The following is a 20,720-nucleotide window of genomic DNA, read 5'->3' as shown; positions in this document are numbered from 1 at the left end:
CCGCCATGACAATCGATCCCGACAAGCTGCTGCGACGCCACTTCGAGCCGGTTGAGCAGGCATACACCTCCAAAGATTCGATCCTGTACGCGCTGGGGCTGGGTTTCGGCCGTGATCCGCTGGACGCGCGCGAACTGCCCTTTGTCTATGAAGAACGGCAATTGGCGGTGCCGACCCAGGCCGCCGTACTGGGATACCCCGGCTTCTGGATGAAAGAGCCGGACACCGGCATCGATTGGCGCAAGGTGCTTCATGCCAGCCAATCGGTTCAGCTACATCGTCCTCTCGCGCCAGCCGGCACCGTCATCGGCCGCACCCGGGTCAAGAACATCCTCGACAAAGGACCGGACGTGGGCGCGCTTTTCTTCGTGGAGCGCACCTTGGAAACGCGCGACGGCTCCCTGCTCGCTACCGTGGAGCAGGCCGTGATGGCGCGCGGCAACGGTGGATTCGGCGGCGCGAGCGGCCCATCGCCGGCCGCGGTCAAAATGCCGGAGGGAACCCCCGACCATGTCTGCGACCTGCCCACGCTCCCCTCCCAGGCCCTGCTTTACCGATTGTCGGGGGACCTGAATCCCCTGCACGCCGACCCCGAAGTCGCCCGCAGTGGCGGCTTCGACCGCCCCATCCTCCACGGTCTCTGCTCCTACGGAATCGCCTGCCATGCGCTCCTGCGCATGCTATGCGACTACGACCCGGCGCGACTGAAGCGCATCGACGTTCGCTTCAGCGCGCCCGTGTATCCAGGCGAAACCATCCGGGTCGAATCCTGGGGAACGCACGGCGAAATCCGCTTCCGTGCCACCGCGCTGGAACGCCAGACGGTCGTGCTCAACAACGGGTTGGCCATCGTCGATGACGCAAAAGGAGCATCCGCATGAGGGGCATACTCTCCTTCGGCGCCTACATCCCTCGTCTGCGGTTGCAACGCGAAGCGATCTTCCGCAGCCACGCCTGGTACGACGCATCGCTTTCGGCGCATGGTCGCGGCGAGCGAGCCATGTGCAACTACGATGAAGACGCCATTACCATGGCGGTGGAAGCCGCGCGCGACTGCCTTGCTGGGCATGACGCGCCCGCCGTGGACGACCTGCTGCTGGCCTCGACCTCGCTCCCCTACGCCAGCCGCCTGAACGCAAGCATCGTTGCGCAGGCATTGAATCTTCCCGAGGGCATCGGCGCACTCGACATCGCGTCCTCGCAGCGGGGCGCTACTTCCGCCTTGATACAGGCGCTGCGTGGCGGCGCGGCCCGTAGCGCATTGATCGTTGCGAGCGACCATCGCAAAACCAAGGCAGCCAGCGCACAAGAGCTTCTGTATGGGGACGCCGCCGGGGCCATGCTCGTCGGTGAGGGCGAAATCGTCGCCGAACCCCTGGCGCTGGAGAGCCGCACGATCGACATGGCCGACCACTACCGCGGCGCGGGGGCGGCCACCGACACCTACTGGGAAGAACGCTGGATACGCGAGGAAGGCCATACGGCGCAGATTCCGCAGACAATCTCCGCTGCGCTGCATCAAGCTGGGCTTGAAGCAGCGCAGATCGACACCTTCTGTGTCGCGTTGCCGCAGAAAGGAGCGGCGCAGCGGATAGCCAAGCTGGCGGGCATCGCGCCTGACCGCGTGCATGACACCCTCGCCGAAACGGTAGGCAATGCCGGCGCCGCCCATCCTCTGCTGATGCTGGCGCACGCGTTGCACGTCTCGGCGCCTGGGCAGGTGCTGATGTTGGTCGCTTTCGGCCAGGGGGTGGACGTCCTGATACTGCGCACCACGCCGGCGCTTGCCGCCCTGCCTCGCCGCGCGGGAGCGCAAGGCTGGCTGGCACGCGGCAAGGCCGAGGACAACTACATGAAGTTCCTGGTTTTCAATGACCTGCTTCCGCTGGAACGCGGCATGCGCGCCGAAAACGACAAGCTCACGCCGCTCTCCGTCGAGTACCGCAATCGCAAGGCCGTGCATGGCTTCATCGGTGGACGTTGCGGCCATTGCGGCACCGCTCAATGGCCGCGCTCGGACGTTTGCGTCAATCCCGGCTGCGGCGCAACCGGCACGCAGGAGGATCTGCCGTTCGCGGACACTCCCGCCAGGGTCATGAGCTACACCGCGGATCGGCTCGCCTATACCCCCAGTCCTCCCGCCTGCTACGGCATGGTGCAGTTCGAAGGCGGAGGCCGCCTGATGATGGACTTCACCGATATGGACGAAGACGAGCTCGCCGTCGGCCTGGCGCTGCGCATGAGCTTCCGCATCAAAGCCAACGACACGGCGCGCGGCTATACCCGCTATTTCTGGAAGGCGACCGTCGCCGATCCCTTGGAGAACAGGCATGGCAACAGGAATTCGTGACAAGGTGGTAATTCTTGGAATGGGCTGCTCGCATTTCGGCGAGCGCTGGGACCGCAGCGCCGAAAACCTGGCAGTGGAGGCTTTCATTGAATGCCTGCAGGATGCCGGGATAGACAAGGCACAGATCCAGGCGGCCTGGCTGGGAACCGGAATCGAAACGCAACACCTAGGCAGCGGCGGCGTTCCGCTGGGCGTCGCCCTGCGACTTCCCAACATCCCGGTCTCCCGGGTTGAGAACTTCTGCGCCTCGGGGTCGGAAGCGCTGCGCGGCGCCGCCTATGCGGTCGCGTCGGGCGCCTGCGATTTTGCGTTGGCCTTCGGCGTTGAAAAGCTGAAGGACACGGGTTACGGAGGCCTTCCTCAGCGTCCACGCGGCCCCCTGAACGACATCGTGTGGCCGAACATCAGCGCACCCGGATCGTTTGCGCAGCTTGCCAGCGCCTATCGCGCCAAACATGGCATCGACGCGCGGGACCTGAAACGCGCGATCGCCCACGTGTCCGTGAAAAGCCACGCCAACGCCGTCCGCAATCCCAAAGCGCATCTGCGTAAATCGATCAGCATGGACGATGCGATCAACGCGCCGATGATCGCCGAGCCGCTTGGCCTGTACGACTGCTGCGGCGTCTCCGACGGGGCCGCCTGCGCCATCCTGACGACGCCGGACATCGCCCATGGACTGGGCAAGCGCGACCTGGTGGCGATCAAGGCGCTGCAACTGGCCGTATCCAGCGGCAGCGAGGCAGGCCATGACAGCTGGGACGGCAGCTACTTCCAGACCACTCGGGTGGCATCGGCCCGCGCCTATGAAGAGGCGGGGATAGGTCGGCCGCGCGAACAGATAGACCTGCTGGAAGTGCATGACTGCTTCTCCATTACGGAACTGGTGACGATGGAGGACATGCATATTTCGGCGGAAGGCCGGGCAGCCCAGGATGTGCTTGACGGCTTCTACGATGCGGACGGCACGATCCCCTGCCAGATCGATGGAGGTCTCAAGTGCTTCGGCCACCCCATCGGCGCGACCGGGCTGCGCATGGCCTATGAAATGTACCTGCAGATGCTAGGGCGCGCCGGCGCCCGTCAACGCACCGATGATCCCACGATCGGCGTGATCCACAACCTGGGCGGCTTTCCCTGGCAGAACGTGTGCAGCGTCTCTGTGCTGGGCAGGTACGGCGCCTGACTGACGCTTCCAAGGCAGTCCAAAAGGAGAGAAACGTGTTGATGGATGAATACCAATCACCCTGGCGTACCCATGAAGTCGAACAATTCCAGCAAACTGCACGCCGCTACTGGACAAGCGAATTGTTGCCCCACCTGGAGGCCTGGGAAAAACAGGGCCATACCGACCGCGTCGTCTGGAATCGCCTGGGCGAGATGGGTTTCCTGCTGGCGGACCTGCCGTCGGAGCATGGCGGCGGCGATGGCGACTACGCCCACCTTGCCGCGCTGGTGGAAGTCAGCGCGGAATGCGGCTTCGGCCCCGGCTTCGGTCCGCACTACATCGTTGCACAGTACCTGCATCACTATGGCAGCGAGGAGCAAAAGCGCCGCTGGCTGCCCGGCATGGCTAGCGGCGATATCGTCGCATCCATCGGCATGTCCGAACCCGGTGCCGGCTCTGACCTGCAGGGCATCAAGACCCGCGCGCGGCTGGACGGCCACAGCTACGTGACCAATGGCTCCAAGACGTTCAATACCAACGGACATCATGCCGATCTGGTGATGCTGGCGGTCAAGACGGACGCCAGCCTGGGAGCCAAGGGCGTGTCGCTGTTGATGGTGGAAACGCGCGACCTGGCGGGCTTCCGCCGCGGCGAGCCACTGGACAAGATCGGGCTCAAGGCTCAGGACACGGTGGAACTGTTCTTCGACGACGCCAGGGTGCCTTCGGCCAACCTGCTGGGGGCTCGGGAAGGCCAGGGATTCTCCCAGATGATGGCGCAGTTGCCCTATGAGCGCCTGCTGATCGGCATACGCGCCGTCGCCAGTATCGAACGGGCCTTGCGATTGACGCTGGAACACGTGCACCAACGCCAGGCGTTCGGCCAATCCCTGTTCAAGTTGCAGAACACCCGCTTCGAACTCGCCGAGATGAAAACGGAGGCCGCGCTGGCGCGGGTCTTCATCGACCAATGCATCGCCTGGCAGCAACAAGGACGGCTCGACGCGGCCACTGCCGCCATGGCGAAGTGGTGGGGCACGCAGAAGGAATGCGAAACGATAGACCGCTGCCTGCAGTTCTTCGGCGGCTATGGCTTCATGCGCGAGTATCCGATCGCTCGCATGTACATGGACTCGCGCGGCCAGAAGATCTACGGCGGCGCCAATGAGGTGATGAAGGAAATCATCGCCCGCCAACTGGTGCAGAAATGACGGAGGAACGCAACGCCATGACGGGCCCCCTGGCCGGGCTCAAGGTACTGGACATCGCCACGGTCCTGGCCGGCCCCTTCGCCGCCACGCTGCTCGCCGACTACGGCGCCGATGTGCTCAAGCTGGAATTGCCGCGCAAAGGCGACGGCATGCGCGCGTTCCCGCCGTTCAAGGACGGCAGAAGCATATGGTGGAAGGCCGCCCAGCGAGGCAAACGCTTCGGCACACTGGACTTGCGCATTCCGGAAGGCGTGGATCTTTTCAAGCGGCTGCTGCCCCAGTTCGATGTACTGATCGAGAACTTCCGGCCGGGCACGCTGGACCGTTGGGGCCTGACCAAGGAGGTGCTGTGGTCGCTCAAGCCGAACCTGGTCATCCTGCGCGTGACCGGCTTCGGACAGTACGGACCATACTCGGAACGGCCCGGCTTTGCGCGGATCTTCGAGGCTATGGGCGGACTGACCACCGTGACGGGGCACCCGGAGAGCGAACCCATGCACGCAGGCGTGCCGTTGGGCGATTCGATCGGAGGGCTGTTCGGCGCCATCGGGATTCTCACGGCGCTCTGGCCGCGCGCCCGCGATCCCGCCCGCCCCGGCGAAGAGATAGACCTGTCCTTGACCGAGTGCATCACCCGGCTGCTGGACTTCATGCCGGGGGTTTACCAGCAGCTCGGCACCGTGCCGACCCGGAACGGCAATCGCAGCCCCTATTCCGCGCCGTCAGCCGTCTACCGCACGCGCGACGGCCATTGGGTCTCCATGGCGGGGTCGATCGATTCCATGTTCGCCAACAACTGCCGCGCCATCGGTCGTCCCGAACTGGCGCAAGACCCGCGTTTCGCCAACAACGCCAGCCGGGTCGTGCATGAGCAGGAACTGAACCGCGTGTTCATCGACTGGTGCGCCGGACATGACCTGGACGACGTCCTCGCGGCTTTCGATCAGGCCGGCGGCACGCTGGCGCCGATCTACACCATCGATCAAGTCGTCAAGGATCCCCACGTCATGGCGCGCCGGTCCATCGTCGACGTCCCGGACCGCGATTTCGGCATGCTGCAAATGCCGAATGTCGTGCCGCGCTTCAGCCGCGATCCGGCGGAGCCCAGACATGCGGGCGCCGAGTTGGGACAGGACAACGAGGCCATCTACGCCGACCTGCTCGGCTTGCCGCCCGACAGCATCGAGCGGCTCCGGGCCGCCGGCGTGATCTGAAGATTCACCATGCACAGGGGAGACAAGGAATGCGAAATGCCGTCTACTTGACCGCGCTAATGATCGCCACGCTCGCTGCGCCCGGCTCTGGAACCGCCGCTTCGGCCGGCGCCTATCCCGATCAGCCGGTGCGGCTGATCGTGCCCTACCCCGCGGGTGGGGCCGTCGATGGAGCCGCCCGCATCCTCGCCGAACGCCTGGGATCGGCTTGGGGCCAACCCGTCATCGTGGAGAACCGCCCGGGCGCCTCCGGCCGCATCGGCATTTCCTTGGCCGCAAAAAGTCCGCACAGTTACACGTTCGTCGCGGCTACCAATTCCACCCTCAATGAACAGCTGACCCGCGGCGAAGCCGGCGCGCCGCCGCCCGCCGCGAATCTGCTGCCCGTATCTACCCTCTTCACGACACCGGTGGCGCTACTGGTCAACCGCGATACGATACCGGCAGACAGCCTGGCCCAGTATGTCGAACTGGCACGCGAAAAGCCGGGCACGGTCAGCTATGGCTCCAGCGGAGAGGGCACCACCACCCACTTCTTCGGCGAACTGCTCAAGCGCGAACAGGGCATCGACATCATCCACATTCCCTTTGCCGGAGAGGGCCCCAACCTCAGCGGACTGATAGGGGGACACGTCGGCAGCGCCTTTCTCAGCGCATCCGGCGCCACCAAAGCCGCCCAGACAGGCAAGACCCGGGTTCTCGCCGTCACCACGCCCTCGGGCTCGCCCTTGCTACCCGGGGTGCCCAGCTTTGCGCAGCTGGGCATCGCCGGCCTGGACCGGGACACCTGGGTCGGCCTCTTCGCACCTCCCGGCACACCGCAATCCGTGCTCGAACTCGTCACGAAAGCAACGGAAGCCGTGCTCGCGTCTCGCGACGTGCGCGAGCGTTACGCTCAACTGGGGCTGATCGCCGAGGGCGGCACCGCACAGGATCTCACACGGCGACTGGAAGATGACCGAGAGTACTGGGCCCGGGCCGTGCGGCAGACGGGGATCACGTTGCGATAGCCTGACAGCCCCCAGGGTTTCGCAAGTCTCTGAATAGATTGACAAAAGTGGTACTCTGAAGGCAGCTGACCAGGCGATTCACCGCCTGGCGCTGCGCATCGGAGGAAACCAGCCCATGGCCGCCCCGATTCAGAGCCTGACGTCCGGAACCTGTTCGATGCTCCGCAGGCTGTGCGCCCTTGCCGCGCTCCTGGCGGCGGCCGCTCTTTGTGCGGTCGACGCAAGTGCCCAGCCCGCCCCGGATCCACGCGCCGCCGTGGTGCTGTCCCTGGATGGCATCGTCGGGCCTGCCACGGCCGACTACCTGATCCGCGGACTGGCGGCCGCGCGGGAACAGAATGCGGCCGTGGTCGTGTTGCGCATCGATACCCCTGGCGGGCTCGACGCCTCGATGCGCGAGATCATCCGCGCCATCCTCGCCTCCCCCGTACCGGTAATTGCCTACGTGGCGCCGAACGGGTCGCGCGCGGCCAGCGCGGGCACCTACATTCTTTACGCCAGCCATATCGCGGCGATGGCGCCCGCCACGAACCTGGGTGCGGCCACGCCAATCTCGCTGGGCGGCAGCCCACCCCGGCCGGCGGAGCCGCCCGCCAAGAAACCGTCGTCGGGAGACGAAGGCGGCCCGCCGCCTTCGCCGCAAAAGGATCCGAGCGAGGCCAAGGCCATCAATGACGCCGTGGCGTACATCCGATCGCTTGCCGCCCTGCGCGGGCGCAATGCGGACTGGGCAGAGCAGGCGGTCCGCGCTGCAGCCAGCCTGTCCGCGGGCGAAGCGCGCGCGCAGAACGTGATCGACCTGATCGCCGACGATCTGCCCGACCTGATGGAGAAGACGGACGGACGCCGCGTCAGGGTCGGCAATAACGAGGTCATCCTGCACACCAAGGGGCTGGCGCTGCAGGAGCGCGAGCCGGATTGGCGCACGCGCGTGCTGGGCATCATCACCAATCCCAACCTCGCGCTCATGCTGTTGATGGTCGGCGTTTACGGGCTGATCTTCGAGTTCATGAGTCCGGGCGCGCTATACCCCGGCGTCGTCGGCGCAATCTGCCTGCTGGTCGGCCTGTACGCCCTGTCCGCGCTGCCACTGACCTACGCCGGCATCGCCCTGGCCTTGCTGGGCGCCGTGCTGATGGTGGCGGAGATATTCACGCCGTCCCTCGGCGCCCTGGGCATCGGCGGCGCGATCTCCTTCGTCCTGGGCGCGCTGATGCTGGTCGACACGGATACGCCGGCATACGAAGTCTCGCTGCCGCTGGTGGCGGGCGTCGCGGTGGCCAGCCTGGGGATGACCTTTCTGATCGGCCGGCTGGCGCTGCGTTCCCGCCGGGCGCCCGTCGTCAGCGGCGTCGAGGCGCTGATCGGCCAGCGCACCAAGGTCTTGAGCTGGACCGGCGCGCAGGGCTACGTGTCCGCGGGCGGAGAGCGCTGGCGGGCGGTCGGTCCGGTGGACCTGGCCGCCGGCGACACCGTGGTGATCGAATCGGCGCAAGGCCTGACCTTGCGCGTGCGGACGGACGCCGAAGCGCCGTCACAGAAGGAGCCCGCGTAACGCCCAGCCCCCTCCCTGTCCACCCCGAACCCGCATCTTTCAGGAGCCTGCCATGTTGATGAATCTTGCCTTCTACGGCCCCATTCTTGTGCTGGCGCTCGCGCTGTTCGCGCTGGCGGTGCGCATCCTGCGCGAGTACGAGCGCGGCGTGATCTTCACGCTGGGGCGCTTCACTGGCGTCAAGGGCCCCGGGCTGATCCTGATGATTCCCGTGGTCCAGCAGATGGTACGCGTGGACCAGCGCATGGCGGTCTTCGACGTGCCCAGCCAGGACGTGATATCGCGCGACAACGTCTCGGTGAAGGTGAACGCCGTCATCTACTTCCGCGTGATCGATCCGGAACGCTCCGTGATCCAGGTGGAGAACTTCCGCCAGGCGACCAGCGAGCTGGCGCAGACCACCCTGCGCTCCGTGCTGGGCAAGCACGATCTCGACGAAATGCTCTCGGAGCGCGACAAGCTGAACAACGACGTGCAGGAAATCCTCGATTCGCAGACAGATGCCTGGGGCATCAAGGTAGCGAACGTGGAGATCAAGCACATCGACCTGAACGAAGGCATGGTGCGGGTCATCGCCCGGCAAGCCGAGGCGGAGCGCGAGCGGCGCGCCAAGGTCATCCACGCCGAAGGCGAGGAACAGGCCGCGCAAATGCTGCTGAACGCCGCGCGCACGCTGTCGCAGCAGCCGGAAGCAATGCAGTTGCGCTACCTGAGCACGCTGGCCATGATAGGCACGCAGAACAACTCGACCATCGTTTTTCCGTTTCCGACCGAGTTGGGGCAGGTGCTGCGGAAATTTGCGGGGAAGGACGAAACCTGAAGGCGGTGGGGAACGCTCCCGCCCGCGGGGTTACATGCCGGCCAGCTTGTCGATGATGGACTGCCGGATGTTGTCGATGTGGCGCATCGTCTCGGCGGATGCGGCTTCCGCATCCCCTCTGGCCAGCGCATCGATCATTGCCATGTGCTCGCCACAGACCGGCACCATGCGTTTTTCGAGCCGCTTGAGCGAGAACATCCGGGTCTTCTGACGCAGATTGGCGATCATGCTGGCAAGCAGTTCGTTGCCACAGTACTCGGCGATCAGCCCGTGCAGCTCCGCGTCCAGCTGCTGGTGCAGCGGATCCGCCGGAGAGTCCATGTTCATCAATGCCTCTATGCGCTTGCGCAGGTCGGCCAGCTTGTCCGCCGGCACGTTGCCGGCCGCCCGGGCGGCGGCGTCCGACTCCAGCATCCGGCGGATATAGAGCCCCTCCATGAGCTCCTGCAAGGTGACCTGGCGCACGAACAGCCGGTTATTGGACTTGCGTTCGAGCATCCGCTCGCCTTCGAGCCGATGCATGGCTTCGCGCAGCGGCGTGCGGGATACGCCCAACCGCAGCGCAAGCATGCGCTCCTGCACTTGCTCACCCTGTTTCAGCTCACGCGACAGGATCAGGTCGACCAGGGCGTCGTACGCCTGATTCGCCAGTCCCTTTCCGTTGCTTTCGGCCTCCTGGCCATCTTGTTCTGTGAGTTGACCCGTAGTCATGGCTCCTGTTCGCGCCCGATTTAAAGAATGCAGTTTGGCACATATTCGTCAAAAGCCCCGCCGGCCTCCACCCGCGGCGCTCGTGTCCAGGCTTGGCTACGCCTGGTCGCCCGGCTGCGGGGCCGCCCCGTTCCGGGAACCTGTGCCGATCGGTACCCGGAACCGCCTGCGCGGCCCCTTGGGAAGTCATCCATCCCCGTTATTTCACTAGCAACCTTAAAGCAACTTCAATGTTACCAAATAAAGGTATATAGGTGGTATACCGGATGTACTTCTACTTGTATACCACGCAAGATCGGGTTTCCTTCCACGCTGTTCCTGGGTTCTAAATGACTACCGCTCCCCTTGACTTGCGTTTGTCCGACCGTCTTTCCACAGCCAGTCCCTCGGCCACCGGCGCTGTCAGCGAATTAGCCCGCCGCCTGGTTAGCCAGGGTCGTTCGGTCATCAGCCTGAGCGAAGGGGAGTTGGATTTCGATACGCCCGCGCATATCCAGCACGCGGCGATCAAGGGGATCGTGGATGGCCATACCCGCTATACCGGGGTAGGCGGCTCACCGGCCCTAAAGGCCGCGGTAGTGCGCAAGTTCGCGCGCGACAATGGCCTGGACTACACCGCCTCGGAGGTCATCGCAGCCACCGGCGCCAAGCAGATCCTGTTCAATGCGATGCTGGCGACCATCAACCCCGGCGACGAAGCGATCATCGTGGCGCCGTATTGGGTTTCCTACAGCGAAATGGTGAAGATCGCGGGCGGCGAACCCGTCATCGTCACGCCCGACGCCAGCCGGAATTTCAAGATCACCCCCGACGAGCTGGCATCCCGCATTACGCCGCGCACACGCTGGCTGATTCTGAACGCCCCCTGCAATCCGTCGGGCGCGCTCTACACACGCGACGAACTGCGCGCCCTCGCGGACATCGTCCGCCAGCATCCGCGGCTCATGGTCCTGTCGGACGACATCTACGAGAAGATCGTGTACGAAGGAGAATTCATCTCGTTCGTGCAGGCCTCGCCCGACATGCGCGAACGCACCCTCACCGTGAACGGGGTTTCCAAGACCTACGCCATGACCGGCTGGCGCCTGGGCTACGCGGGCGGACCGGCCTGGCTGATCAAGGCGCTGGAACTGCTGCAGTCGCAAAGCACCAGCAATCCGTCATCGGTCAGCCAGGTCGCGGCGGCCGCGGCGCTCGACGGCCCGCAGGAGTTTCTCGACGTCTGGCGCGAGCGGCTGCGCGCCCGCCGGGACATGGCGCTGTCCATCCTGCAGGGCGCCGCTCCCCTGTTGACGATCACCCGCCCGCCCGCCGCGTTCTACCTATTCGCCAATTGCGCTGGCGCCATCGGCACCCGGACGCCCAAGGGAGAACGGATATCGACCGACTCCGATCTTGCCCGCTACCTGATCGAAGAGGCCGGCGTGGCGGTCGTTCCGGGCACGGCGTTCGGACTGGCGCCCTACCTGCGGCTGGCGTTCGCCCTGTCCGATGAACGGCTCAAGCTCGCCTGCGAGCAGATCGTCGCAGCCTGCGCGCTGCTCACCCGCGACTGACCCGCATCGTGCGCCTCTCCGCATCCACCATGCCCGCCGCTGTCCTGTGCGACGCGCGGATCGAGCCGGTCGGCGACCGCTGCCTGCTGATCCGCCTGGGCGAACAGGCCGGCGTGGAAATCAGCCGGGCGGTGCACGCCGTGACCGCCCTGCTCATCGCCAACAAGCCGCTCGGCGTGATCGACGTGGTGCCTGCCTTCACGACCGTCGCCGTGCATTTCCAGCCGGCGGCGTTCTCGAAGGGCGCCGGACTGCCCTCCACGCAATTGACGCGCCATCTTGAAGCCCTGCTGTCGCAGGACTTGCCAGTGCTGTCGACGGAAGGACGCGCAATCGAGATACCGGCCTGCTATGGCGGCGAGTTCGGCCCGGACCTGGAGGATGTCGCGCGGCATTGCGGCCTGAGCGTCGACGAAACGATCGCGCTGCACTGCGGCGCCCCGCTCACGCTTTATGCCTTTTTCTTCTCGCCCGGCAATCCTTTCGCCGGACCTCTGGATCCGCGCCTGCAGATAGGGCGCCGCAGTTCGCCTCGCACTCGCGTGGAGGCGGGCTCCGTGGCCATTGCCAACGGCATTTCCTCGATTTACCAGGACGCCTCTCCCGGAGGCTGGAACGTCATCGCCCGCACGCCCTGGAATCTCTTCGACGTGCGCCAGGATCCGCCGACGCGCCTGCGCCTGGGAGACCGGCTGACGTTCAGGCCGATCTCGCCGGACGAATTCCGTGATCTTCTGGAGCCGCGGCCATGAGAACCATGCTTGTCGACCGCCCCGGCATGCTCAGCACACTGCAGGACACGGGACGCCTGGGACACCAGCAGTACGGCGTTTCGGTCAACGGCCCGATGGACGAATGGTCACATCGCGTGGCCAACGCCCTCGTCGGAAACCCCGAAGACGCGGCGGTGCTCGAATGCACCCTCAACGGGCCGCGCCTGTCCTTTTCCGAACACACGCTGGTCGCCCTCTGCGGCGCCGCCATGAACGTGACCGCGGATGGGCAACCCGTGCCCTATGGGCGCGCGGTGCTGCTGCGCCGCGGCGTGGTCCTGGACATCGGCGCCCGCACCGCGGGCGCACGCCTGTACCTGGCGGTGCGGGGCGGCCTCGCGCCGGAATCCGTGCTGGGCAGCCGCAGCACCAACGTGCGCGCCGGATTCGGCGGCTTCCACGGCCGCCCGCTGCGCAAAGGCGACCACGTGCCCCTGAGTCCTCCACGCCGGGGCGCCCCCGCCCTGCCCATCGAACGCCGGATGGTGCAAAGCGGGCTCCCCATGCTGTCGGCCCTGCCCGTGGACGTGGCGCAGCCGGCAAGGCGCGAAGGATTATTGCGCGTCATCCCTGGCCCGCACTGGAATGCGTTCACCGCGTCGGCCCGAGCGGATTTCGAACGCCGCCCCTACAAGGTCACCCCCCAATCCGACCGCATGGGCATACGCCTTCAAGGCCCGGCCCTGATGCTCGATAGCCCGCTGGAGCTGGTTTCGGAAGCCACCGTCTTCGGCACCGTGCAAGTGCCCCCCGACGGCCAGCCAATCGTGCTCATGGCCGACCGCCAGAGCGCGGGCGGCTACCCGAAGATCGGGTACGTCGCCAGCGCCGATCTTCCTTTGCTCGCCCAGGCCATGCCGGGCGATGAACTGTATTTCGAAGCCATCACGCAAGCCGACGCCGAAAACGCCTGGCAAGACTTCGAAGAACGCTTGCAGCACCTGCGCCGATCGGCCGCGCAGGCGTTGGAATCCTGAAGCACGGACTCCGCCCCCCCAGACGACCCCAGGAGAAAACACTATGCCATCCATCGATATCAACTGCGACATGGGCGAGAGCTTCGGGCCCTGGGTCATGGGCCAGGATCTCGAACTGTTCGCGCACGTCACCTCCGCCAACATCGCTTGCGGCTTCCACGCCGGCGATCCCGACGTCATGCTCAGGACGGTGCGCGCCGCCATCGAGGCCGGCGTCGCCATCGGCGCGCATCCTGGGCTCCCCGACCTGCAGGGTTTCGGCCGCCGGACCATGTCGATGACGCCGGACGAAGTCTATGCCCTGGTGATCTACCAGGTCGGCGCCCTGGACGCCTTCGCCCGCTCCCAGGGAGGCCGTCTGCACCACGTGAAAACACACGGGGCGCTCTACAACATGACCGCGCGCGACCCGGCGCTGGCGAACGCCGTCGCGCGCGCCGTCCACGACCTGGACCCGACGCTGCCGATCTACGTCGCCAACGCCGCGATCGCCCAGGCGGCCCGCGATTTCGGCCTGCCCACGGTCTTCGAGGTTTACGCGGACCGCACTTATCAGGACGACGGCACCCTCACACCGCGCTCCTTGCCCCACGCCATGATCGAGGACGTCGACCAGGCCATTGCGCAGGTCAAGCGCATGGTGAAGGACGGCGTGGTGCGATCGCTGTCCGGCAAGGACGTCCCCATCGCGGCCGACACTCTATGCATCCATGGCGACCAACCCGGCGCCGTGCAATTCGCAAGCCAGATCCGCACCGCCCTGGAGGCCGAGGGCATCGCGGTCAAGACCATCTGACGAAACGCAGCACCGGCCACACCCCATCCCCCCCCCGGAAGGCGAAAGCCCCGTCCCCCCCAAGGAAAGACTCGCATGTATTCTGTCCTGGCTACCCAATCACCCGCCCCCTCTCGCGGCAAGCGCCCGTTCCTCGCGCTGGCGCTGGCGGCCGCCCTCGCGTTCGCGGGCACCAGCGCGCAAGCCCAGACGCAAGGCGGCACGCTGCGCGCCATCGTCCAGCCCGAGCCGCCCATTCTCATGCTGGGCCTCAATCAGCAAATCCCGACGCAATACGTCGCGGGCAAGATCTACGAAAGCCTGCTGACCTGGACGCCCGCGCTGGAGCCCGCGCCGGGGCTGGCCAAATCGTGGTCTATCTCCGACGACGGCAAGGTCTACGTGTTCGAACTGCAGTCCGGCGTCAAGTGGCATGACGGCAAGCCCTTCACCGCGGACGACGTCGTGTTCTCCATCGACAAGTTCCTGCGCGAAGTGCACCCGCGAGCGCGCGTCATCATCACCCAGTTTGTCGAGTCGGTCACCGCGGTGAATCCCGAGAAGGTGGAGATCCGCCTCAAGCAGCCCTTCGCGCCGTTCCTGAAGGCATTCGTCAGCGACAACATGCCGATGGTGCCCAAGCACATCTACGACGGCACCGACTACAAGACCAACCCTGCCAACCAGACCCCCATCGGGACCGGCCCCTTCAAACTGAAGGAGTGGAAACGAGGGTCCTACATCATCCTGACCCGCAACCCCGACTACTGGCAGAAAGGCAAGCCCTACCTGGACGAGATTGTCTTCAGCATCATTCCCGACGCGGCTTCGCGCGCGGTGGCGTTCGAGCGCGGGGATGTGCAGGTGCTGCGCAGCGGCGATGCCGACAGCGTGGACGTCCGCCGCCTGAAGGCCCTCCCGAACGTGCAGTACACCACCGCCGGCTGGGAAATGTTCTCGCCCCAGGCCTATATGCAGATGAACCAGCGCAAGCCGCCCTTCGACAACGTACTGGTACGGCGCGCGGTGATGGCCGCCGTCAACCGGAAGTTCGTGGTCGACAACATCTTCTTCGGCCTGGGCAAGGTGGCGACGGGCCCCATTTCCTCGGGCACGCCCTTCTACGACGCCAAGGTAACGCCTTACCAATACGACTTGAAGGCCGCCCGCGCGCTGATCAAGGAGTCCGGCGTAGACCTTTCCAAAACGCCGATCAAGATTCTTTCCTATCCCTACGGAGCGGTATGGGACCGGCTGGGCGAGTACACCCGCCAAAGCCTGGAGCAGGTCGGCTTCAAGGTCGAGATCGAGCCCGCGGACGCCGGCACGTGGTCCAAGCGCGTCTCCGACTTCGACTTCGACCTGACCTTCAGCTTCACTTCGCAGTATGGCGACCCGGCGCTGGGCGTTTCCCGCCTTTATCTGGAACGCAACATCGTCAAGGGCTCCGCCTTCGTCAACAACCAGGGATACAAGAACCCGGCTGTCGACGCCCTGTGGGACCAGGCCGCGACCTCCACCTCGAACGACGAGCGCCAGCGTCTCTACGACGAGATCCAGCGCCAGCTGGTCTCCGACGTGGCCAACGGCTACCTGTTCGAGATCGAGAACCCGACGCTCTACAGCAATAAGGTCCACAACCTCGTGAAGTCCGCCATCGGCCTGCACGACACCTTCGCCGACGTGTACCTGGACAAGTAACAACCGGCGCCCACGGGGGTCCGCGCCCGCCTCGGGCTCAGGCCCCCGAACGCCAGAACACCGTGGAATCGAACGCATGCAGAAATTGTCCTTCCTGGTCTCGCGCCTAGGCAAAGCCCTATTCGTCATCCTGGGCGTGGTGATCATCAACTTCATGCTGATCCGCATGGCGCCCGGCGATCCGGCAGCCGTGCTCGCAGGCGAATCCGGATCTTCGGATCCCGCCTACGTTGAGCAGTTGCGTCAGCAGTTCGGGCTGGACAAGCCCGTCTACGTCCAGCTCGCGACCTACCTGAAAGGCGTGGCCCGCTTCGACCTCGGCTATTCGTATCGCGAACGGTTGCCGGTCTTCGACCTAATTATGGACAGATTGCCCGCGACGCTCCTGCTGATGGTGTGCGCGTTCGCCTTTGCGCTGTTGTTCGGGGTGCTGTTCGGCATCATCGCTTCCCGCTGCCGCTACCAGGGAAAGCACCCCTGGATCGACAGCGCATTGATGACCGCATCGCTGCTGATCTACGCAACGCCACAGTTCTGGCTGGCGCTCCTTGCAATCATTTTCTTCTCGCTGCAACTCGGCTGGCTGCCGCCGTTCGGGATGGAGACGGTGGGCAGCGGCCTGGCCGGCTGGGCCAGGATCAAGGACATCGCCACCCATCTCATCCTTCCCACCGTTTCGCTGGGCTGCTTCTTCATGGCCGTCTACGCCCGCCTGACGCGCGCCTCGATGCTTGAGGTCCTGGGCATGGACTTCATCAAGACGGCGCGCGCCAAAGGCGTGCCGGTGAACCAGATCATCCGCCACCACGCGCTGCGCAACGCCTTGCTTCCCGTCGTCACCTTCGCCGGGATCCAGCTCGGGCAGATGGCCGGCGGCGCCGTGCTGACGGAGACCGTCTTCGGCTGGCCCGGCATCGGCCGCCTGATGTTCGATGCCTTGCTGCAGCGCGACTACCAGCTCCTGCTGGGCGTGTTCCTGATCACGTCGACCATGGTCGTCGTGTTCAACCTGCTCACTGATCTGATCTATCGCTTCGTCGACCCGCGCACCCAGGAAAGCTGAGGCACACCATGAAGAAATTCCTGAATAGATTCCTTGCCAACCGCGGCGCCGCGGCGGGCACTTTCCTGCTGTTGATCGTTATCGCGGTCGGCGCCTCGGCCTCGGTCCTGTATGAAGAATCGCCCTGGATGATGGTGGCCCAGCCTCTCATCAAGCCGTTCACGGACCCGGCCTACATCCTGGGCACGGACATGCTGGGCCGCGACATCGCCGCGGGCCTGGCGTATGGCGCCCGCGTCTCGCTCATGATCGGCGTCATCTCGACCCTGGTGGCGGTTTTCGTCGGCATCCTGGTGGGCGCGCTCGCCGGATACTACGGCAAATGGGTGGACGACGCCCTGATGCGCGCGACCGAATTCTTCCAGACCGTGCCGCAGCTGGCGATGGCCATGGTGCTGGTGGCGATATTCAAGCCCTCCCTGCACTCCATCGTCGGGGCGATCGCGATGGTGTCCTGGCCGCCCGTCGCCCGCCTGGTCCGCGCCGAATTCATGACCTTGAAAACGCGCGAATTCGTGCAGGCGGCCGTCGTGATCGGCCAGCGTCCCAGCCGCATCATCCTGACCCAGATCCTGCCCAACACCGCCTCGCCCATCATCGTGACCGCATCGCTCATGACCGCTACCGCGATCCTGACCGAATCGGCGCTGTCATTCCTTGGCCTGGGCGACCGCAACCTCATGAGCTGGGGCTACATGATCGGCGCCGCGCGGACGATGCTGCGCGAATCGCAGTGGATGAGCCTGTGGCCCGGGCTGGCGATCATGCTGACCGTGCTGGCCATCAATCTGATCGGCGAGGGTCTGAACGACGCTCTCAACCCGCAACTTCGCAAGCGTGGAGCCTGACCCCGTGACCAAGCAGACATTGCCCCCCTCCAATCCGCCGCTGCTCTCCATCAGGAACCTGAGCATCGCCCTTCCCTCAGGCGGCGACCGCCCCTACGCCGTCCAGGACATTTCCTACGACATTCGCGCCGGCGAGATCCTGTGCATCGTGGGAGAGTCCGGCTCCGGCAAGTCCATGAGCGCCAACGCCATCATGGGCCTGCTTCCCCACTATCTCCGTCCGGAAGGCGGACAGATCCTGCTTGGCGGCCGCGACCTGCTGACGCTGGACGAGGACGTCCTGCGCGGCATGCGCGGGCGCGAAATGGCCATGATCTTCCAGGAGCCGCTGTCGGCGCTGAACCCCTTGCTGACCGTTGGCGAACAGATCGCGGAAGTCATGCGCGTCCACAATGCCTACCCGGGAGAAGCCAGGGAAAAGCGCGTGCTGGAACTGCTGGAACTGGTCGGGCTGCCCGACCCGGCCGCGATCCGCCACGCCTGGCCGTTCCGGCTGTCGGGAGGCCAGCGCCAACGCGTCATGATCGCGATGGCGCTGGCGCTCGAACCAAAACTGCTTATCGCCGATGAACCCACGACTGCGCTGGACGTCACCACGCAAGCGCAGATTCTTGCCCTGATCGCCCGCATCCAGCGGGACAAGGGCATGGGGGTGATGTTCGTCACCCACGATTTCGGCGTGGTCGCGGAGATCGCCGACAGAGTCGCCGTCATGGAGAAAGGGATACTCGTCGAGCAAGGCCTTGCCGAGCAGATCCTGAACCGCCCGCAGCATCCCTATACGCGCCGGCTCATCGGCGCCGTCCCGCGGCACCGCGCGTCGCCCTCGACGCGTGCCACGCCCGCTGGCGGCCCAGTGCTGCAGGTCGAAAACCTGCACAAGACCTATGCCGTCGGCGGGGGCCTGTTCCGCAAGGGCCGCGTCGTCCATGCCGTCAACGATGTGAGCTTCACGGTCAAGCGTGGCGAAACGCTGGGCATCGTCGGCGAATCCGGCTCGGGCAAGTCCACCATCGGAAAATGCCTGCTCAAGCTCCTGGACATCGACGGCGGCCAGATGATCTTCGACGGCCAGGACATCGCGCCGATGTCGGAAGCTCAGTTCCGGCCGAAGCGGCGAAACATCCAGATGATCTTCCAGGATCCGTTCGCCTCGCTGAATCCGCGCCAAACGGTAGGCCGGATCCTCTGCGACGGCCCGCTCGCCAGCGGCGTTTCCCGCCAGCAGGCGGAAAAGCGGGCTCGCGAGCTGCTGCAACTGGTAGAGCTGGATCCCTCTGCCTTCGACCGATACCCCGGAGAGTTCTCCGGCGGCCAGCGCCAGCGCGTCGGCATCGCGCGCGCGCTGGCCATGGAACCGCGGCTGATCGTGGCCGACGAATCGGTCTCGGCGCTCGACGTGTCGGTACAGGCGCAGGTGCTGAAGCTGCTCCACGACGTCCAGCAACGGTTGCAGCTGGCGCTGATTTTCATTACCCACGACCTGCGCGTGGCGGCGCAGATATGCGATCACCTGCTGGTCATGCACCGCGGCCAGGTGGTCGAACAAGGCCCGCCCGCGCAGATTTTCGATGATCCCCAGGATGCCTACACGAGGCAACTCATCGCCGCCATGCCCGGACGAGGCTGGGATCCCGCCGCCGCGATCCACCATTCCGAATCCCTGAACGACGCGGCCCTGGCCCCCCACGCCTCATGATAGAACCCGACCTGACCCTGGCCGCAAGCCTGTTCGAACAACTGCACGCATCGAGCTTCGACGGTGTGGGCATCACGCGAGACACTTACGGCGCAGGCGAACAACGCGCCCATGCCCTGATGGCCGACAACGCGCGGCGCCTGGGCCTGGAAGTGCGCGTCGACGCGGCCCTCAACCTGTACCTGACACTGCCGGGACGCCGCCGGGAAAAGCCCGTGGTGATGACCGGTTCCCACCTGGACTCCGTTCCCAGGGGCGGAAACTACGACGGCGCGGCGGGTGTCGTCGCGGGCCTGGCGGTGCTCGCGGGATGGATCCGCGAAGGCGCCCAGCCGGACCGCGACGTCACGGTCATGGGGATACGGGCCGAGGAAAGCGCCTGGTTCCCCGTCTCCTACATCGGCAGCACGTCCGCGTTCGGCCTGCTGAGCCCCCAGGCCCTGTCCAGCCGCCGCGCCGACACTGGCCGGACCCTGGCGGAGCACATCGGCGAACTTGGCGGCCGGCCCGAGGCGCTTGCCCGGGGGGAAGCCGAGTTGCGCCCAGAGTCCATCGACTGCTTTGTCGAACTGCATATCGAGCAGGGACCGGTCCTGGAAGGAGGCGGCCACGCCCTCGGCGTGGTGACCGGCATCTGCGGCAGCCATCGCTACAGGCAAGCGCAGATCAAGGGCAGGTACGCGCACTCGGGCGCCACGCCACGCTCCCACCGACAGGACGCCGTCGTGGCGCTGGCCGCCTTGATCGAGCGTCTGCAGCGCGAATGGCAAGACCTGGAGGCCAGCGGGCACGAACTTACCCTCACCTTCGGCCAGGTGAACACAGACCCCATGCAGGCCGATTTCAGCAAAGTACCCGGGCAGGTGAGCTTCTGCGTCGACATTCGCTCGCGCAACGTCGACACCTTGCGCCTGCTGGATTCGCTGCTGCTGGCGGCGGCGCACGAACTGGAAGCCTCCCATGGCGTCCGCTTCGATTGGGGCCCCGTCTCGGGCAGCCAGCCCGCGGTCATGGACGAACCTCTGCAGCACGCGCTGCGCGGCGCCGCACTGGCGGCGGGCGTGCAGCCCCGTCAGCTTCCCAGCGGCGCGGGGCACGACGCTGCGACCTTCTCGAACCGGGGCGTTCCCACCGCCATGCTGTTCGTGCGCAACGCGAACGGAAGCCACAACCCCGAGGAGGCCATGGCCATGGACGACTTTGCCGCGGGAGTCCGATGCCTGGGCCAGGTGCTAGCCATGCGCGCCGGACTGGCCGAACCACAAGACCCCGCCCCTATTTGAGGACCT

The 20,720-nt window shown here is 65.6% G+C and carries 18 protein-coding genes; 17 read left to right on the top strand and 1 reads right to left on the bottom strand.

Annotated features, from left to right (window positions below; translation table 11 throughout):
• The first annotated feature begins 5 nt into the window (after nt 1-5).
• The 8 genes from AGI3411_RS09240 (at nt 6) to AGI3411_RS09205 (ending at nt 9,328) form a co-directional block, all read left to right on the top strand.
• Nucleotides 6-881, top strand: coding sequence for a MaoC family dehydratase (locus AGI3411_RS09240; RefSeq protein WP_129527082.1), 876 nt, complete (start codon nt 6-8; stop codon nt 879-881).
• Nucleotides 878-2,350, top strand: a complete 1,473-nt coding sequence (locus tag AGI3411_RS09235) for a 3-oxoacyl-[acyl-carrier-protein] synthase III C-terminal domain-containing protein (RefSeq protein ID WP_129527081.1) — start codon at nt 878-880, stop codon at nt 2,348-2,350. Before AGI3411_RS09240 ends, AGI3411_RS09235 begins: the two co-directional genes overlap by 4 nt.
• The gene (locus tag AGI3411_RS09230) at nt 2,331-3,536 is read left to right on the top strand and encodes an acetyl-CoA acetyltransferase (RefSeq protein ID WP_129527080.1); all 1,206 of its coding nucleotides are present in this window, start codon (nt 2,331-2,333) and stop codon (nt 3,534-3,536) included. The genes AGI3411_RS09235 and AGI3411_RS09230 overlap by 20 nt, the downstream gene beginning before the upstream one ends.
• Nucleotides 3,537-3,577: 41 nt before the next feature.
• Nucleotides 3,578-4,729: an acyl-CoA dehydrogenase family protein gene (locus tag AGI3411_RS09225; protein WP_165359135.1), complete on the top strand. Its 1,152-nt coding sequence runs from the start codon at nt 3,578-3,580 to the stop codon at nt 4,727-4,729.
• Nucleotides 4,730-4,746: 17 nt separating this feature from the next.
• Entirely contained in the window at nt 4,747-5,943 is a 1,197-nt protein-coding gene (locus AGI3411_RS09220; protein WP_129527078.1) for a CaiB/BaiF CoA transferase family protein, read from the top strand.
• A 29-nt stretch (nt 5,944-5,972) separates the two neighbouring features.
• Nucleotides 5,973-6,953 (top strand): Bug family tripartite tricarboxylate transporter substrate binding protein, encoded by a 981-nt coding sequence (locus AGI3411_RS09215; RefSeq protein WP_129527077.1) that lies wholly within the window; start codon nt 5,973-5,975, stop codon nt 6,951-6,953.
• Nucleotides 6,954-7,068: 115 nt separating this feature from the next.
• Nucleotides 7,069-8,508 carry an NfeD family protein gene (locus AGI3411_RS09210; RefSeq protein ID WP_208748053.1) on the top strand — a complete coding sequence of 480 codons (1,440 nt, stop codon included), beginning with the start codon at nt 7,069-7,071 and terminating at the stop codon, nt 8,506-8,508.
• A gap of 52 nt (nt 8,509-8,560) precedes the next feature.
• Nucleotides 8,561-9,328: a slipin family protein gene (locus AGI3411_RS09205; protein WP_062682129.1), complete on the top strand. Its 768-nt coding sequence runs from the start codon at nt 8,561-8,563 to the stop codon at nt 9,326-9,328.
• A 30-nt stretch (nt 9,329-9,358) separates the two neighbouring features.
• On the opposite strand, the gene AGI3411_RS09200 is transcribed toward AGI3411_RS09205, so the two are convergent.
• Nucleotides 9,359-10,039 (bottom strand): GntR family transcriptional regulator, encoded by a 681-nt coding sequence (locus AGI3411_RS09200; RefSeq protein ID WP_129527076.1) that lies wholly within the window; start codon nt 10,037-10,039, stop codon nt 9,359-9,361.
• Nucleotides 10,040-10,368: 329 nt separating this feature from the next.
• Here AGI3411_RS09200 and AGI3411_RS09195 point away from each other — a divergent pair, with 329 nt between their 5' ends.
• From AGI3411_RS09195 to AGI3411_RS09155, 9 genes are all read left to right on the top strand, one after another.
• On the top strand, nt 10,369-11,595 hold the full coding sequence (locus tag AGI3411_RS09195; protein ID WP_129527075.1) for a pyridoxal phosphate-dependent aminotransferase: 1,227 nt from the start codon (nt 10,369-10,371) through the stop codon (nt 11,593-11,595).
• A gap of 29 nt (nt 11,596-11,624) precedes the next feature.
• Complete coding sequence (gene pxpB, locus AGI3411_RS09190) at nt 11,625-12,347, top strand: 5-oxoprolinase subunit PxpB (protein ID WP_129527074.1); 723 nt, start codon at nt 11,625-11,627, stop codon at nt 12,345-12,347.
• Complete coding sequence (locus AGI3411_RS09185) at nt 12,344-13,345, top strand: 5-oxoprolinase subunit C family protein (RefSeq protein ID WP_129527073.1); 1,002 nt, start codon at nt 12,344-12,346, stop codon at nt 13,343-13,345. Before pxpB ends, AGI3411_RS09185 begins: the two co-directional genes overlap by 4 nt.
• Before the next feature lie 43 nt (nt 13,346-13,388).
• Nucleotides 13,389-14,141, top strand: coding sequence for a LamB/YcsF family protein (locus tag AGI3411_RS09180; protein WP_129527072.1), 753 nt, complete (start codon nt 13,389-13,391; stop codon nt 14,139-14,141).
• A 75-nt stretch (nt 14,142-14,216) separates the two neighbouring features.
• The gene (locus tag AGI3411_RS09175) at nt 14,217-15,821 is read left to right on the top strand and encodes an ABC transporter substrate-binding protein (protein ID WP_129527071.1); all 1,605 of its coding nucleotides are present in this window, start codon (nt 14,217-14,219) and stop codon (nt 15,819-15,821) included.
• Between the two features lie 76 nt (nt 15,822-15,897).
• Complete coding sequence (locus AGI3411_RS09170) at nt 15,898-16,884, top strand: ABC transporter permease (protein ID WP_129527070.1); 987 nt, start codon at nt 15,898-15,900, stop codon at nt 16,882-16,884.
• Nucleotides 16,885-16,892: 8 nt separating this feature from the next.
• Nucleotides 16,893-17,732 carry an ABC transporter permease gene (locus AGI3411_RS09165; RefSeq protein ID WP_129527069.1) on the top strand — a complete coding sequence of 280 codons (840 nt, stop codon included), beginning with the start codon at nt 16,893-16,895 and terminating at the stop codon, nt 17,730-17,732.
• A gap of 4 nt (nt 17,733-17,736) precedes the next feature.
• Nucleotides 17,737-19,431, top strand: a complete 1,695-nt coding sequence (locus AGI3411_RS09160) for an ABC transporter ATP-binding protein (RefSeq protein ID WP_129527068.1) — start codon at nt 17,737-17,739, stop codon at nt 19,429-19,431.
• Complete coding sequence (locus tag AGI3411_RS09155) at nt 19,428-20,714, top strand: Zn-dependent hydrolase (RefSeq protein WP_129527067.1); 1,287 nt, start codon at nt 19,428-19,430, stop codon at nt 20,712-20,714. The genes AGI3411_RS09160 and AGI3411_RS09155 overlap by 4 nt, the downstream gene beginning before the upstream one ends.
• Nucleotides 20,715-20,720 lie beyond the last annotated feature (6 nt).

It is taken from the genome of Achromobacter agilis (assembly GCF_900496965.1).
Lineage (GTDB): Bacteria > Pseudomonadota > Gammaproteobacteria > Burkholderiales > Burkholderiaceae_B > Achromobacter > Achromobacter agilis.
Note: the sequence above shows the minus strand (reverse complement) of the source record. Positions and strands in the feature narration are given on the sequence as shown.